Genomic DNA, 13,944 nt, shown 5'->3' with positions numbered 1-13,944 from the left:
CTACGGGCTTCACTACTCATCCACATTCAGTCCGCACAGCACACACACGCCATGTGGTCTGCGAGCCACGCGCCTTGTGCGAGTTGCGGCCGAACTAAGTGATCTTGCAACCCAGTTCGCCTCCCCTGTTCCGCTCGATGAACTCGACGTTCTCCAACTGGGCCGCCGATGCGCCCAGTTGGCTGAGCTTCTTGCCGCTATTCGCCTCTCCAATGTCCGCGAGCTGTCCCGGGATGGTGCCGGTCCTGTCACTGCGGGCTACTCGCCCATGCTGTGCAGCTCGTGGGCGTACCTGCCGAAGTCGGTGATGGACCAGCCGTAGGGGGACTCGGGGTCCTGGACGATGACTTCGAGGTTCTCCAGTCGCTCGACGGAGGACTTCAGGTAGCTGATCTTGCCGGGCCCGTCGGGGGCGATGAGGCCGGCCAGCTTGGCGAGCAGGGTGACGTTCCTCGGGGTGAGGATCTCGATGCGTTCGACCAAGGTCATTTTCGCAACCTTGTCGGTGCGGTCCAGGCCGCCTGCCGTGCGTCGCTCCCAGTACCCCTCGGCCGAAGCGCGGTCGCTGAGCAGGCCGGCCTCCTTCAGGTCGGTGTAGTGCTCGCGAGCCTTGGCCTCGTCCCCGTCCTCGGCGGACGGGCCGCTGTCCTCACTCTCCTCCACAGCGGCAGGCTCCGGGACCCTCAGAGCCCTGCGCGGACGCGGTTCCGCCTCCCTGGTGACGACGGCGTTGGCTGCCCTCAGCGCGGGGTCGGAGGCAGGCCGGAGGGTACCGGGGGTGAAGTCGAGAGCCCGACGAAGGGCGCGAAGTTCGTTCAGGGGGGCGCTGTCGTGCGCCTGGAAGGCGTCGTATGCCTGAGTGACGGAGGTCGGGACCTTCCCACGCTGGCCCGCCTTCATCACGCCCTGCTCAACAGCCCAAGCGCGGATGGTAGTTGTGCGGGTGTCCTTGGTCTTGCTGGTGCCGGAGGTCGTGGTCACGGGCTGCGAAGCGTGCTTGCCGGAGGACTTGACGGCTCGACCGCACTGAATGAAATCCTTGAGCCTGGCTCGTAGGACGTGCGCGTTCTCGCTGCTGAGGTCGATCTCGTAGGCGACACCGTCGAGGGCGAAGGGCACGGTCTCGTCGGCCAGGGTTTGACCGGTGGAGTCGAGGTCGTCGATGAGGGTGATGACGGTCTTCTGCATGGTGGGCTCCTGTTTCTGGGCATGACGAAAACCCCACCGAGCGCGGTGGGGTCATGGCGGCTTTCGTTTGGGGAGTGGGGCCCGCATGGGGGGCGGATGCGGGCTCCGAGGTCAGGCGGTCAGTGCTGCTTCGTGGAGTCGTACCCAGGTGCGTCCTACCTCGGAGATGCTGTAGGTGTCCTGGGTCTCTCGGCGCATGCAGCCACGCCTGACGAGAGCGTCGTAGCTGCTGCGGTCGGCGGGGTTCGACGCTGCGGCCGTGCCGCTTCCTTCGCAGGCTGCGCGGAGGCGGGTCTCCTGCGGTTCGGACAGCTTGCCGACGGCACGTGCCATGCGTTCCAGGTGGTCTTCAACGGAGACCCGCCCCTTGGCGAAGGGGACGACTCTGTCGGGCTCCTGTTCTGCCGGCGCATCCGGATCGATGCCGGCCTTGGCCAGGAGCTGGTCGAGCAGGCTGCTGTCGCCGTGGCGGGTGTGCTGCTCCCAGGCTTTGCGCGTCATCGCTGGGATACGGCCGAGCTTGTTGACCGGCAGGTGGTTCTTCTCGCACCAGGCGCGGATGGCCACGCCCTCTTCGCGCTGCTGTGCCTGTGTCAACGTCGGAGCAGGGGCACCCTTCACCGCGATGTTGCCGGTCTTAGCTGGGCGGCTTGCCTCCATCCACGGCTGCATGATCTGCCGGAATTTCGCAGCATTTTCGTGAGACAGTTCGATTTCTCGGGGCTTGCCATCAAAAGTGAAGCTCACAGTCTCCTGAGCTTCACCCCCGTCGATGTCATCTACGAGGCGGACCCGGAAGGTCTGCGCCATGTCTCTTCCTCCAAGGCGGAACGACACTGTGCCTGGGGCCGCACTGTAGTGGGCAGCCCCAAGGAGGTCTTTAGCTTGATGCAATTTTGAGTAGTAGTTAACAGGTAGTGCGTAAACGGCAGCACAGGAGCACTAAACTGCATATGCCGCGCCCCCGCGTGCGCCGCCCCCCGCAGTGTGGCCTATTTCTTGCGGCAGCCTTCAACAGGCGCGATGCCAATGAACGCCCCCGTCACCCATTCGGATGACGGCATCACCATTCCTCCATCACTCAGAGCGATGTAAGCGGTTGCGGTGCTCAGCCTGACCAGCAGCTCTTGCGTCAGGACCGCTCGCGCCACTTTCGGAGGACATTCTTGCCAACGTCATTCAAGTGCAGAATGCGCCAGCCTCCCTCGTGGTCTTCGTCGCCGGGCTCCAGCCACTCGACGTCCCACAAACCCCGCTCTTCCAGCGTGCGGACCTCGTGACTGTCCCACAGCTCGCCCGTTTCCTTCTTGATCTGAAATCGGCCCCGGGGCGCATGCTCGGCGATGTACGCGAGCCGGGTGACGGAGCGCTCGCTGATCTTTTGCTCCTTCATCGCGCCATCGACGTACTTCATGCGGTAGCCCGTGGCGGCCACGTGTCCTCCTAGGGGTTCAGTGCTGCCGATGACCAGGTCCGACCTTGTCGGGTGGTGCTTTCGGCTGGACGTTGCTGCTGTGTCCGGGGGTTAGCCATCCTTCCATCGGCGGCGGACAGCGGGAACGCAAGTGGTCCGGCCCCTGGCTTTCGTAGCCAGGGACCGGACCGGAACGGGAGGCGTTACTGCGGTGGCGCCCCGGCGGGCTGGCGCCGCATGACGACACCCGTGGCGGGGACCGGAGTCACCTGGGCCGGCTGGTCGGCCGGCCGGTGCACCGCAGGGTCGCTCGTGGAGACCATGTCGGCCCTGGCCGGGTCGTAGTTCAGCCGCCACTCCACGCCCTCCCGACTGACCGCCCCTCCCACCACGTAGCCGTCGGCGTTGATGTGCGCGGCAGGCGCGAGCTTGCTCATGGCCTCGGCGAAGCTGGCCGCCTGCACCGTGCCGGAGATCCGCGCGACAAACGCCACCGTGTACGCGAACAGCTCGGGCCCCTCGGCACCCCCGCCCGACCGCGCCTCCTGAAGCGGCTGCACCTGCGGCGGCTGGCGGTGCGCCTTGAGGGCCTCCTTCCACTCCACCAGGGCACTGGCGTATTCGCGGACCCTGGTCTGCTGGTCGGCGTTGGTGATCAGGCCCACGGTGATCCACTCGTCGGGCCTCGACGGGTCGTCTGAGCGGGTCTTGTAGACCACATCCGGCGGGGCACCCTCGGCCTCGGCCTGCTTGCAGACCCTCTCGATGAAGTCGCGGCTGAGGCTGCCCCCGATGGCGTGAAAGGCCCACGCGTACGGGTGGCCGTGCCACTGCGCGGGACTCTGCGGCTGAGACATGGCGCCGCCCTCCGGCGTCTTGAGCTGGGGCGGTTCGGTACTGATGCTGGTCATGTCGGTGTCACTCTCCGTCGTGGATGGGGTGGATGTCGCAGACCGGAATGCCGGCCATCTCCCGCATGAGGGCCGCGTGGACGTCGACCAGGCCCTCCTCCCACGCGCCCTTGCGGTGGTCCCAGGTGTCCTGGTCCTTGATCGCACCGTCGGAGATACCGCCGCGCAGGGCGAGGTCGGTGGCCTCCCACTCCAGGTCGTAGGCGAGCGCGCGGGCGTAGGCCGGCCGGGGCGTCTTGTCCAGGGAGCGGATGAACGCGGTGCCCCCGATGTGGAACTGCTCGATGCCACGAAGGCGGGGCTGGAAGATCTCGGCGTAGTGACCCTCGACGCGCACGAGAATCCCGGCGTAGCCGTAGGTGCCGCGAATCGCCTGGAAGTAGTGACCGGCGTAACGGGACAGTTCCTTGGGTCCTACGCCGCGCATGATGTCGATGCGCAGATCCGGTTCACTCTTGCTGGGCATGGGGGTCTCCTTGTCCGGGTCGGAATGTTGTGGTTGCGTCCGGCGGTCCACCGCCGCGCCCCGCCGGGGCGCCACGGAAGCGGCCGGGTCAGCGCAGGGCGTTGAAGAAGTCGCCGTCGTTGATCAGGGGCGGATCGCCCTTGAAGACCGCGCTCACCCGCAGGAGCGGGTCGGTCTCGTTCAGGCCGAACCACCAGTCGCGCTCGATGTCCTCGGCGTAGAGCTGCTCGACGCTGGCGCCGAAGTGGGCCTGGAGCAGATCGGAGGCCGCTTCGATGGCTGCCTCGTGGGTGGTCGCCTTCACCGTGATCACGACGGGCCGTAGGTCGACGCAGGTGGTCTCACCGTCGTCGCCCACGGCGTTTTCCCAGTCGGCGACGATCGTCATGAACGTGTCCTGGGTGCCGCAGAAGCAGCCGTCGTTGACGGTGCAGTCCGCGCAGCGTCGCTTGGCGTAGCCGTCCTCGTCCGGGGTCTCGCCCTCGTCGGGCTCGATGCACCTGTCGTTGCAGCCCGCGCACTTCAGCAGTCCGTACATCACGTGCTCCTTCTCGAACATGCGAAGGGCCCCCTCGTCGTGGTCAACGAGCGGGCCCGGAATTGGAAAGGTCACCCATTCGAGTGACGGCATAACAGTTCTTTGGAAAGCGCTGTGCCTACTCCAGCGCTAAGTCGGCCTGAATTGCTGGATTTACGCCGCCTCGGCGTACAAGGTGTGGCCGTGGACCTGCGGGTACTGCTCCGCCAGGTACTGCCGCAGCAGGCTCGGCCAGTCGACGTCCAACAGCTCGCCCCACACGGCCGCCGACACGAGCGGGGAAAAGATGTCGCCGAGTTGGCGGCACTGGGAGGAGCGGGAGGTGGGGGCCGTACGCGTCCCCTGTACCGGGTAGTTGGGAGGCAAGCCGAGCAGCTTGCACACCTCTTCGATCGTGAAGCGGCGCTCCGGATCGTCCGCGTCGTACCAGCCTCGGATTTTTGACGTGATGCCCGGGATGGTGCGCCCCAGCTTGAACTCGTTCCCGCCGGACGTCTTCCTGACCCCACGCGTGTTGATCCAGGTCTCCGGGTCCCAGCCGATGGCGTCCGACGCCCAGGTGGTGATGCCGGGCGCCTTGACCGCGTCCAGCGGGTTCTCCCGCGACGCCATCATGATCGCCCTGCGCCTGGCGGACGGGCTTCCGAACTCTCCCGCGTCAAGAGTGTCCCAGCGAACGCCGTGCCACCCCGCGACGATGAACTCAATCCCGATCGCTGCTTTCACCTCTTCGGGGAGCGTCCATGCCTGCTCGACGATCACGGATTCAAGCGGGGCTCCTGCCGCGAGCAGGCCCATGCCGACCAGGACCGGCGAGAGCATGAGCCCGGCCGTCATCTTGTCCGCCGTGATCTCGTTCACCCACGACCACATCTCGGCCACAGTGGTTCCGTCGTGGGGGTTGCCGAACTCGGCCGTGGAAACGTCTCCGTGATGGCCACCGGAGCGCCACACGTTGCCGTACGCCTCGGCCACGTCGGAGATCGCGTCGAGCAGGATGAGGAGGTTCTCCGGCCGGCGACCGAGACGCTTGCCCGCAACGCTCCAGTCCGGGCACGGCATGGTGAACACCGCGCGCCGAGTACAGCGGAGCGCAGGATGGCGGGGGTCGACCTCGCGCACGTCCATGCAGATCGCGTTGCATCCGGCGGCCCGCGCTGTTGCGGTGGCGTCCTTGGAGGTGTCGACGCAGACCATGTCCAGCTCGATGCCCAGCACCAGCCGCAGCCCCGCGCAGCCTCCACCACAGCCACCGCACACGTTGATCCCGCGCTCCGGCTCCCCCTCTTTCCAGGGGTACAGCCACCTGACCGGCCACGGCCCGGCAGCCTCCTGCCGCTCGCTCTCGGTGAGGCTGTCGAGGTAGGCCACCAGGGCTTCCCCGTCCAGCTCCAGGCCCTCCAGCGGGCGTTCAATGCTTTCGGGCGACCAGCACTCACACGGGCCGCAGCACTCCTCGCACCATTGGTCAGGCATGCCGACCGCCTCCTTTCGGGCATGAAAAAAGCGGCCCATCACAGGCCGCGCGGAATTTCTGCGGTGTCCTCGGCTGGATTAGTCGTGTCAGCCGGTCATTTCGCGCATGAGGAATTCCCGGTCCCACTCCTTGGTCCGACCGCCGGCCACGGTGATCGCGGCGTACAGCTTGACCTCGTCCCGGCCGACCACGTCCTCGTGGAACATGACCGCGATTACGGCGGCCAGCTCCCCACCATGCTCGCGGGAGTCGATCTCGTCGAAATCGTTCTCCTCGGCGATCTCCAGCGCCTGGCGCCACTCCGCCTCGGTGTACTTCAGACGGTGGGTGGCGCATCGGTCGGTGCCCTCGACGGTCGTCTCGGTGCAGTAGCGGGGCTCGTCGGTGATGCCGATCGGATGGCCGCAGATGAACGAGCCCTTGGTGGGCTCCTCGGTGAGGTGTTCCACCGGCTCGATGTACTCGGTGCCCATCTCGCGGTACCAGCCATGCGGGCGCCTGTACCAGTCGCCCAGGTGCCGGGGGTCGAGGGTTTCCACGGCGGTGATCCCGACGGGCCGTCCCTTGTCGTTGCGGCGGTGGTACTTGATGCGGCCGTAGTAGTACTCGGGCTGGGTGGAGTCAGTCCACACACGGACGAACTGGCCGTCGGGGAGTGCGGAGTAGGGGTAGCGCTTGCGGTGTGTCATGTCTGACGTCCTTTCTGCTGAAGAAGCCGACCCTTCATGCGACGCTGCGCAGCGAGGGGCGGAGGTCGAGAGCGGCGCACAGGACTTGCTCGGCCATGCGCGGCGGGAAGGCGTTGCCGATCTGCGTCAGGATCTGGGTGGTCGAGCCGCGCCACGGGTGGCCGTCTTCGAATGACTGGAGGAGGGCTGCGTCTTGTGCGTATACGCGGATCTGGTCCTTGCGTCCGCCCTTGTATGCGGGAAGAGCGTCAGCGGACATCAGACGGTTGAACGCAACCCATCGTCCCGAGTCCCGCTCGCCGTAGAGCGTGGCACGGGCTCCGGACCCGCCGACGCATGAGGGGTCCGCTCCCCCGCTGCCGGTGCCCACCGTGACGGTCAGTCCGGGACGGTGGGTCATGCCCCACCCGATCCCCTCGGCCATGGACACCCACGGCCTGAGCGACTGGTCGCCGTCCTCCTGGGCCACGGCCTTGCGGTATTTGCGGTGGGTGGGCGCGGGCAGCTTGGCCTCACCGTGTAGACGCGCAACGAAAATCGCGCGGACGCGGGTCTGCGGAACGCCGTACTCCTCCGCGCTCAACTTACCGGTGGCGACGCTGTATCCCTCGGCACGCAGGATGATGGCCAGCGCCTCCCATACCGGCAGCACGGTAGGGACCTGCTCCAGCGTGATCGCCTCGTAGGGCCGCTTCTGGTCGATGGCCTGCAACGCCCAGCGCAGCGGTTCGAGCACCAGGCCGATCCGCTCGTCCTCGAACGCGGCCAGGTCGCGGGAGATGTCCTCCCGGTTGGCCATCCGCCTGGCGAGGGCCAAGACGTTGTCCAGTGCTGCGCGTCCCTTGCCCAGCCCGTTGATGGCGTACGGCTGGCACGGCGGCGAACCGATTTTGAGGTAGCGGGCCGCAGGGAAGTCGCCCGGCCCGTAGTCACGTACATCGCCTTCAACGGTGCCCAAGCCCGCTGCCCGGCGCGTCTCGCACGCGGCGTGGTCTTTTTCGATACCGGTCACGGTTATGCCGAGGCTCTGGGCGGCCCAGTCCCAGCCGCCGGGGCCGCCGAAAAGGTCAACGGCGTCCGCGTTGCTGACATCCATCGCGTGGTCTCCTGGCCCTGCCGGGCATGAAAAAGGCGGCCCTCGACAGGCCGCGCGGGTTTTTGTTGTGTCCCTGGCTCAGATCTCGACGCGCTCGCCGTCCACCAGCTCGAACGGCTTGGACAGGCCCGTCTCGCCGACCTCGGTCCAGAAGGTGGTGTAGCCCTCGGCGGCCCACAGCCGCATCGTGGCCTCACCGATTTCGACGGTGTCGCACCGCTTCTGTCGTCGGCTGCTGGAGCTGCCGCCGATACGGGCGATGACGAGCATGGATTCGGGGGCGATAGGTCGGGGCACTGTCAGTCCTTCCCGAGCACCTTGGAGACGTTGAACACGTAGCGGAACCCGGTCGAACCGTCGTCGGCGACCCGCTCGTACTCACGCAAGGCGTACTTGGTGCCGAAGGTGAACAGGTCGCCGATCTCCTCGATCGGGAACCCGGGCCACTTCGCGAGGATGTAGCCCGTGGCACGCTGCTCCATGCCCTCGTGATCCTGGTTGTGGCCGTTGAGGACGGTGCCGAGGAGATCCCGGTCGAATTCCTCAGCCAGGCTCCTGGCCACGGTGATCGCGGCGTACAGCAGGCCCTCGTCGTTGCCGGCCTCCGCCCCATGCAGCTCGGCGACCACGCCGGCCAGCTCGCCAGCACTCTCGCGGGAGTCGATTTCGCAGAATTCGGCGTCGTCGGCCTGGTTGAACGCGGCCTCCCAGTCCTCGCCGGTGTACTTCAGCAGCTCTGTCATTTCACGGTCTCCTCGTCCTTCGTCTGGCGGATTGGTGTCAGGATGCGTAGGCGCTCAGGACCGCGTACGCCTGCGCGACGGTGGCCCCCCGCAGCCACACACCGGCCCACGCTCGGCTGTGGTTCTGCTCGTCCACCCGGTTCACGACCATTGCGTGCCGAATGGTGAGTACGCCGTCCGGGTCGATCAGGTCGTCGTAACGGGGCATGCCGCTGACGACGTGCTTCGCGGTCATGCCCGGGAACGTCACGCCGAGCTGGTAGCGGTACTCCTCCGGCAGGTTCTCGATCCCCTCCATGGGAGTGGAAAGGCTCGGCCTGAGTGCCCTGGTGATGCGCGCGGCTTCATTCACGGGCAGGAAGGGGATGCGGATTTCCACGCGGGTGTCGTCGTTGCCGGTGGAAGTGATGATCACCCCGAGCGGGCGGCGCTCGCCCTCCTCGAACTCGGCCACCGAGGCGCCGAGCAGGTGCGGCTTGTACTCGATGTACGTCTTCGAGCTGCTGCCCTGAGCGACTGCCGGAATTCCGGCTGCCCGCAGGGGGAGGGAGAGCACGCGCAGGCCGGCCACGGCGTCCTCACGTGCGAAGTGAGGCAGGATCTGCGTGCGGATGGTCTCGACCGTCCGGCGCACGGTGACGGCCCGGTCCTCGTCGGTGGCGGCGTACGCCTGCACGGTCTCCAGCGACCGGGTCGGCTCCGGGCTGACCGACACGTGCGCGGTCAACTGGACCCCGTCGGTGCCGTCGTCCAGGCAAATGCGGAAGCCGATGGGGTGTACGACGATCGCGGAACTCAGCATGGCCTCAACTCGCCAGTCAGGGCCGAGAGTTGTGGCTGTGTCCTCTGCGATAAGGCGGAGCGGTTCCGCCACGTGTCGGAAGTCGGTGTACATCGAGTCGGGCACGGTGGCTCCTACTGGTAGATGCGGGTCTGGAGCTGCGGCTGAGTGTTCATGGCGCCGGAGCGCCTCCCAGTTGGAAGGCCGCCCCGGCACCATGACCGCTCAGACTCAGACACCGGCCAGCAGGCCCAGCGTGGCGTTGTCGGCCGTCTCCCACTTGCCGGTCAGGGTGTAGCCCATGTTCCGCTCGGCGCGGTTGTTGCCCCGGACCTTGCTCTCCTGCTGCTGGAAGGTGTTCACAGCCTGGTAGGCACCGAACTTGGTGCCCCGCCACGGCGCCACCCGCTCGTCGTGGCGCCACATGCGCAGGTACCCGCCCCGCTTCTCCCGGGCGTTGTTCTGTGTGCGGATGCTGTCGCTGCTCTCCACGGGCACGAGCTGCTCACGCACCAGGCGCTCGAACTCCCGGTCGGTGAACTGCTCGGCGCACAGCCTGGCCACCGCAGCGCTGAACTCGTCGCCGACCGTGTGGACGATCGCGAGCGCCTCCCGCGCCTTGGTGATGCGGCCCATCGACTTGGAGCTGTGCTTGACCTTGAACTGCTGGCCGTCCTCGCCCAGGCCCGCATTCATGGTGTTGTCGCACACCACGTTGGTCACGATCCGCTTATAGGTCGTGGCGAGACTGCCGTCGAAGGACGTTGCCGCGATCAGGTTGGGCCGGAACTCCACGCCCTCCGGCGTCTTGATGGTGTCCGGGACCTCGACCGACACCCACGCTTGCGCGCCGCCGCGCAGCAGACCGGCGGAGCCGATGGCCAGCTCGTCATCCAGGATCATGGACACGTTGTCGAGCAGCCACTGCTTCGGCTGGTGGGGCTGATAGCCGTCCTTGAAGATGCCCATGACCAGGCCGGTGTCGCTGCGCACGATGGCCTTACGGTCCTCGACGGACACCTTCCTCAGCTCCGGCTCGACCAGGCCCGCCGCGATCAGCTCGCGGTTGCCGGTCTCCAGCTCGACGAACAGCGGGCGCTCCTCGGCCGTCCAGGAGAACAGCCGGCGCTCCACCTCCTCGATCGGCACGGCGCCGGTGAAGTGGTTGTCATGGCCTGCGCGGTGGTGCCACGCCTTGCCTCGCTTGTCGGTGAAGCCGATCAGGGTGTTCTCGTTCAGCCACTTCAGCGTTTCCCGGCTCATGATTGAAATCCTTTCAGGCGCGAAAAATGCGACCCACCGCCGAATGGGCCGCATTAAATGGGCATGAAAAAAACGACCCGCAATGTGCGAGCCGTTCGGCGTTACTGCTGTGTACTTGCCTGCTGTGTTACCGGTTCTTGGGTCGGAATCCGACTCCGGCAAGGCGCTCCGTGTGCGCGACCCAAGTGACGGCCTGCACCACGCTGGGGATCTCTTTCAGTCGCAGAGCTGCCTCGCGGTAGCAGTGCGCGAGAAGCGCGTACCGCTGCTTCGATTCCAGGCCCCGCTCACTGTTGCCGAAGATCTCACCGACGGCGATGTCATGGGCGTGCCGGTCGATGCAGACCGGGTCCCAGTCTTCCGGGTCGAGGATGCACCGGAAGAAATGGCCGGTCTTCGCGGACATCGGCAAGACGTCTTCCGGGTCTTCGCCCAGCATGATCCGCTCGACCTTGCGGATGTTGTCCCGGGTATGCCCGGATGGCTCGCCGGTGTAGGCGCCGCGCGCCAGCCGCTCGTTCTCCCGCCAGGACTTGTTGGCCGACAACGCAGCGATCACGCCCGCGCCTTCCCGCACGTTCCCGTCCGAGATCATGTTCGCCAGGTCGTGGGCCGTCCGGTACCACACCCGGCCCCGCTGCTTCTGGTCTTCGGTCGCCCGGCCGAAGGCGTCAAGGACGTTGCGGACGTATCCCTCGCGCGTTTCCTCGTCCACCTTGAACGGGATCACCTTCCGACTCGACTTCGTGCCTTCGGGCACAGCCTAGTCACCTCCTCGTCATGTGCTGTGGCACTTGGTGCCGATGAATCCGGCGCGGTGTGTGGTCAGGCCGCACCGACGGCAGGCGTAGGCGAACGCCTTGCCCTTGTCGAAGTAGTCGACGACCTCACGGGTGTTGATCAGCCGGTGCTCGTTGAAGCAGAGCAAGCCGTCTTCACGTCTGGCGTACTCGTCCACGCGCGGCATGCGCACCGTGACGTGACCCGACTTCCAGAACTCGAAGTCGGCCAGCCACGCCTCGTACGTGCCCGGGTCGCGCTGTTGCAGCTCGGCCGCCAGGCGCTCGAAGTTGTGCCTGCGTTGGGCCGCCTCCTCCTCGGTGATCGGCCGCAGGAATTCACCGTGCGGTCCTTCACCGTTGGGCCCGTAGTCCTTGACCAGCGCCCCCGGCGTCGAGTCGTACGCCGCCGCCTGAAGGTTCAGCATCACGACCTGCAATGACTTGCGCATGTCAACCTTTCGCGGTGATCGGCGTCAACTCGTGCAGCGGAAGCCGTTGCGGATTGCGGATTGTCTGGCTCGGAGTTGGATCTGTTCGTCGGCACATGGCGTAGCCGGTGAGCCAGCCCTGTTCGGCGTGCTCCCGGTCGACGTCTTCCAGGTGCTCGATGATGTGGATGCGCCCGGCGTGCCGGACCGTCATGCCGGGGCGGAGCCCGAACTGGTGAGACCACATGTCCGCGCCGAGCTGCCGGGCGTAGGGGTGGTGGATGTGCTCGGGATGGGCGTAGACACCGGTCAGGTCCCGCTTGCCGACGAAGTTGTGAAGGACGTCGAGCGGTTCAGCCGGCCGGTTCTGCATCTTGCGGCGGACCGCGATTTCGAGGAGCACGGCTTTGCCCGCTCGAATTGCTGCTGCGTCCCTTTCGTCGAGATCGTCGAGCCGGTAGCGGTCGTCGTGATACGCGCCGGTCGTCGGCTGCTGCAAGGAGATACGGATGTCGAGTTTCATCGCAGCTTCCACACGTTGTCCACGCGCACCAACTTCGTGGCGCAGTTCTCGCACTCGATCTCCTGCACCCATCCGACCTTCTTGTCGGGCATCTCTCCGCAGCTCGGGCACAGGAACGGGTTCGGGCTGTGGATGCCGTCCTGTGCGTCGGGGCAGGTCGTCTCGATCTCGGTCACGACCTTGCGGCAGAAGTTGCACACGTTGGCCCTGGTCCGCTTCTCGTCGTCCTTCAGACCCCAGAACTCCCGCACGAAGTACCAGGCGTTGTACCCGCGCGGCGCCCAGTGCGCGGGTTTGAGGTGCTCCTCGTCCCGGGCCCGGACCTCCGCCTTGAACTCGTTGGCGTCCTCGTCCAGCCACAGAATGAGGCGGCCTTCCCAGCGCTCGTTGGTGATCTCGAACGCGGGACGATCGGCGGACACCTTGAACGGCACGTCGAAGTTCTTCAGCTCGTCGGCCAACTCGGCGAAGCTGTTCTTCGGACGCGGGGGGAAACGACGGGGCATTAAAAGCACCTCCGGAATTACGCGGTATGGATGAGTGAGTGACCGGCGCGGGACAGCATGATCACTGCGGTACCTCGAACACGGTCACGCCGTCGATCTCCTGTGGCGGCTTGCCCTCACGCATCAGGCAGCCGGGGCAGGTGAGCCGGTCCAACGAGTGGATCGTGATGTAGGAGCTGTGGCCCTGTTCCCACAGCTTCACGCCGCCGGTCGTCTCCAGCAGCACGCCGCACATCGTGGACTGCCACGTCCGGCGGTCGTCGTCGTGCTTCCCGTTGTCGAACCCGGTCGCGGACACCGAGTGCTTGGCGTCCTCCGGCATCTCCCACACCGCGAGCCGCTTCGAGCCGTTGGCCAGCTCGCACGCGCACAGGTTCGAGATGAAGCAGACGACGTCCTCGTGCATCCGCATGTAGATCCGGAAGTGATCCGGCCTGTTGCAGATCGGGTTGTAGGGGAGGTTCGGCTGCTCACCGTCCAGCACAAATTCCGCGTGCCACTTGTCCCGGTGGTTCACGGCGCGCGGGTCGAACAGCGACACCCGCTGGCCCGGCTTGATTCCCCGCAGGAAATCGGTCGCCTCCTCGATCGTCGGCATGTCAGCCCTCCTCCTGCTTGGTCTGGGTGGTGAAGGGGCGCCACTGCCCGGCCTTGAACGCCTTGTTCCACTCGTCGAACTCGACCCAGCCGCCCGTGCCGGCCACCTGGAAGCCTTTGTGCCGGACCACGCCGGCCTCGATGTCGACCAGGCGGCGGATGCCGATCACGTCGCCGAACCACTCCCGCCTCGCTACGTCCTCCAGGAACGCGGCCTCGTCGGGCTGGGGCAGCGCGGCCTCCAGGTGCTCGTTGAACACCTTGAACAGCGCGGTCATCGACTCCACCGGCTCGGACTCCCACTGCCCGCAGCCGCATTCGGCCTTGAAGCCCTCGTACGAGGGGAGCCGGAAGAACTCGTGGACCCCGTCCTCACCGATGGCGGCGCCCATGTTCTGCTGGTGCCGAAGCGCCTGCGAAACCTGCATGCTGGGCAGTCGGTCGTCCAGGCCCAGCTCCGGAATTCGCGTCATGCCTTTTCCCTCCTTGAATTACGGCTGACAGTCGGCAGCCCGGGGCGCGGCGTTGCTGCTGCGTCCTGG

General features: G+C 66.4%; 19 protein-coding genes. All 19 read right to left on the bottom strand.

What is annotated here, in order from left to right; all coding sequences use genetic code 11:
* Positions 1 to 258: 258 nt before the first annotated feature.
* The 19 genes from OHA64_RS27460 to OHA64_RS27370 all read right to left on the bottom strand — a co-directional run bounded on the left by OHA64_RS27460 (position 259) and on the right by OHA64_RS27370 (position 13,875).
* On the bottom strand, positions 259 to 1,188 hold the full coding sequence (locus OHA64_RS27460; protein WP_328749384.1) for an Lsr2 family protein: 930 nt from the start codon (positions 1,186 to 1,188) through the stop codon (positions 259 to 261).
* A 111-nt stretch (positions 1,189 to 1,299) separates the two neighbouring features.
* Positions 1,300 to 1,998, bottom strand: a complete 699-nt coding sequence (locus OHA64_RS27455) for an Lsr2 family protein (protein WP_328749382.1) — start codon at positions 1,996 to 1,998, stop codon at positions 1,300 to 1,302.
* A 322-nt stretch (positions 1,999 to 2,320) separates the two neighbouring features.
* Positions 2,321 to 2,623: a hypothetical protein gene (locus OHA64_RS27450; RefSeq protein WP_328749381.1), complete on the bottom strand. Its 303-nt coding sequence runs from the start codon at positions 2,621 to 2,623 to the stop codon at positions 2,321 to 2,323.
* A gap of 182 nt (positions 2,624 to 2,805) precedes the next feature.
* Positions 2,806 to 3,513: a hypothetical protein gene (locus OHA64_RS27445; RefSeq protein WP_328749380.1), complete on the bottom strand. Its 708-nt coding sequence runs from the start codon at positions 3,511 to 3,513 to the stop codon at positions 2,806 to 2,808.
* 7 nt (positions 3,514 to 3,520) lie between these two features.
* Entirely contained in the window at positions 3,521 to 3,979 is a 459-nt protein-coding gene (locus OHA64_RS27440; RefSeq protein ID WP_328749379.1) for a hypothetical protein, read from the bottom strand.
* A gap of 88 nt (positions 3,980 to 4,067) precedes the next feature.
* Positions 4,068 to 4,538 (bottom strand): hypothetical protein, encoded by a 471-nt coding sequence (locus OHA64_RS27435; RefSeq protein WP_328749378.1) that lies wholly within the window; start codon positions 4,536 to 4,538, stop codon positions 4,068 to 4,070.
* 132 nt (positions 4,539 to 4,670) lie between these two features.
* Positions 4,671 to 5,993, bottom strand: coding sequence for a hypothetical protein (locus OHA64_RS27430; protein ID WP_328749377.1), 1,323 nt, complete (start codon positions 5,991 to 5,993; stop codon positions 4,671 to 4,673).
* A gap of 87 nt (positions 5,994 to 6,080) precedes the next feature.
* The gene (locus tag OHA64_RS27425) at positions 6,081 to 6,683 is read right to left on the bottom strand and encodes a hypothetical protein (RefSeq protein WP_328749376.1); all 603 of its coding nucleotides are present in this window, start codon (positions 6,681 to 6,683) and stop codon (positions 6,081 to 6,083) included.
* A 34-nt stretch (positions 6,684 to 6,717) separates the two neighbouring features.
* Positions 6,718 to 7,779 (bottom strand): DNA cytosine methyltransferase, encoded by a 1,062-nt coding sequence (locus tag OHA64_RS27420; protein ID WP_328749375.1) that lies wholly within the window; start codon positions 7,777 to 7,779, stop codon positions 6,718 to 6,720.
* Between the two features lie 78 nt (positions 7,780 to 7,857).
* Positions 7,858 to 8,076: a hypothetical protein gene (locus tag OHA64_RS27415; RefSeq protein WP_328749374.1), complete on the bottom strand. Its 219-nt coding sequence runs from the start codon at positions 8,074 to 8,076 to the stop codon at positions 7,858 to 7,860.
* A gap of 2 nt (positions 8,077 to 8,078) precedes the next feature.
* On the bottom strand, positions 8,079 to 8,522 hold the full coding sequence (locus OHA64_RS27410; protein WP_328749373.1) for a hypothetical protein: 444 nt from the start codon (positions 8,520 to 8,522) through the stop codon (positions 8,079 to 8,081).
* Positions 8,523 to 8,559: 37 nt separating this feature from the next.
* Positions 8,560 to 9,324: a hypothetical protein gene (locus OHA64_RS27405; RefSeq protein ID WP_328749372.1), complete on the bottom strand. Its 765-nt coding sequence runs from the start codon at positions 9,322 to 9,324 to the stop codon at positions 8,560 to 8,562.
* Positions 9,325 to 9,534: 210 nt separating this feature from the next.
* The gene (locus OHA64_RS27400) at positions 9,535 to 10,566 is read right to left on the bottom strand and encodes a DUF932 domain-containing protein (RefSeq protein WP_328749371.1); all 1,032 of its coding nucleotides are present in this window, start codon (positions 10,564 to 10,566) and stop codon (positions 9,535 to 9,537) included.
* Between the two features lie 127 nt (positions 10,567 to 10,693).
* Positions 10,694 to 11,326, bottom strand: coding sequence for a hypothetical protein (locus OHA64_RS27395; RefSeq protein ID WP_328749370.1), 633 nt, complete (start codon positions 11,324 to 11,326; stop codon positions 10,694 to 10,696).
* Positions 11,327 to 11,344: 18 nt separating this feature from the next.
* Positions 11,345 to 11,797 (bottom strand): hypothetical protein, encoded by a 453-nt coding sequence (locus OHA64_RS27390; RefSeq protein ID WP_328749369.1) that lies wholly within the window; start codon positions 11,795 to 11,797, stop codon positions 11,345 to 11,347.
* A gap of 1 nt (position 11,798) precedes the next feature.
* Positions 11,799 to 12,353 (bottom strand): hypothetical protein, encoded by a 555-nt coding sequence (locus OHA64_RS27385; protein ID WP_328749368.1) that lies wholly within the window; start codon positions 12,351 to 12,353, stop codon positions 11,799 to 11,801.
* Positions 12,296 to 12,805, bottom strand: a complete 510-nt coding sequence (locus tag OHA64_RS27380; RefSeq protein ID WP_328749367.1) for a hypothetical protein — start codon at positions 12,803 to 12,805, stop codon at positions 12,296 to 12,298. The genes OHA64_RS27385 and OHA64_RS27380 overlap by 58 nt, the downstream gene beginning before the upstream one ends.
* A gap of 61 nt (positions 12,806 to 12,866) precedes the next feature.
* Positions 12,867 to 13,403, bottom strand: a complete 537-nt coding sequence (locus OHA64_RS27375; RefSeq protein WP_328749366.1) for a hypothetical protein — start codon at positions 13,401 to 13,403, stop codon at positions 12,867 to 12,869.
* A 1-nt stretch (position 13,404) separates the two neighbouring features.
* Positions 13,405 to 13,875 (bottom strand): hypothetical protein, encoded by a 471-nt coding sequence (locus OHA64_RS27370; protein WP_328749365.1) that lies wholly within the window; start codon positions 13,873 to 13,875, stop codon positions 13,405 to 13,407.
* Positions 13,876 to 13,944: the final 69 nt, after the last annotated feature.

The organism is Streptomyces sp. NBC_00076 (assembly GCF_045041235.1).
Lineage (GTDB): Bacteria > Actinomycetota > Actinomycetes > Streptomycetales > Streptomycetaceae > Streptomyces.
This window is presented reverse-complemented; position numbering and strand designations above follow the sequence as displayed.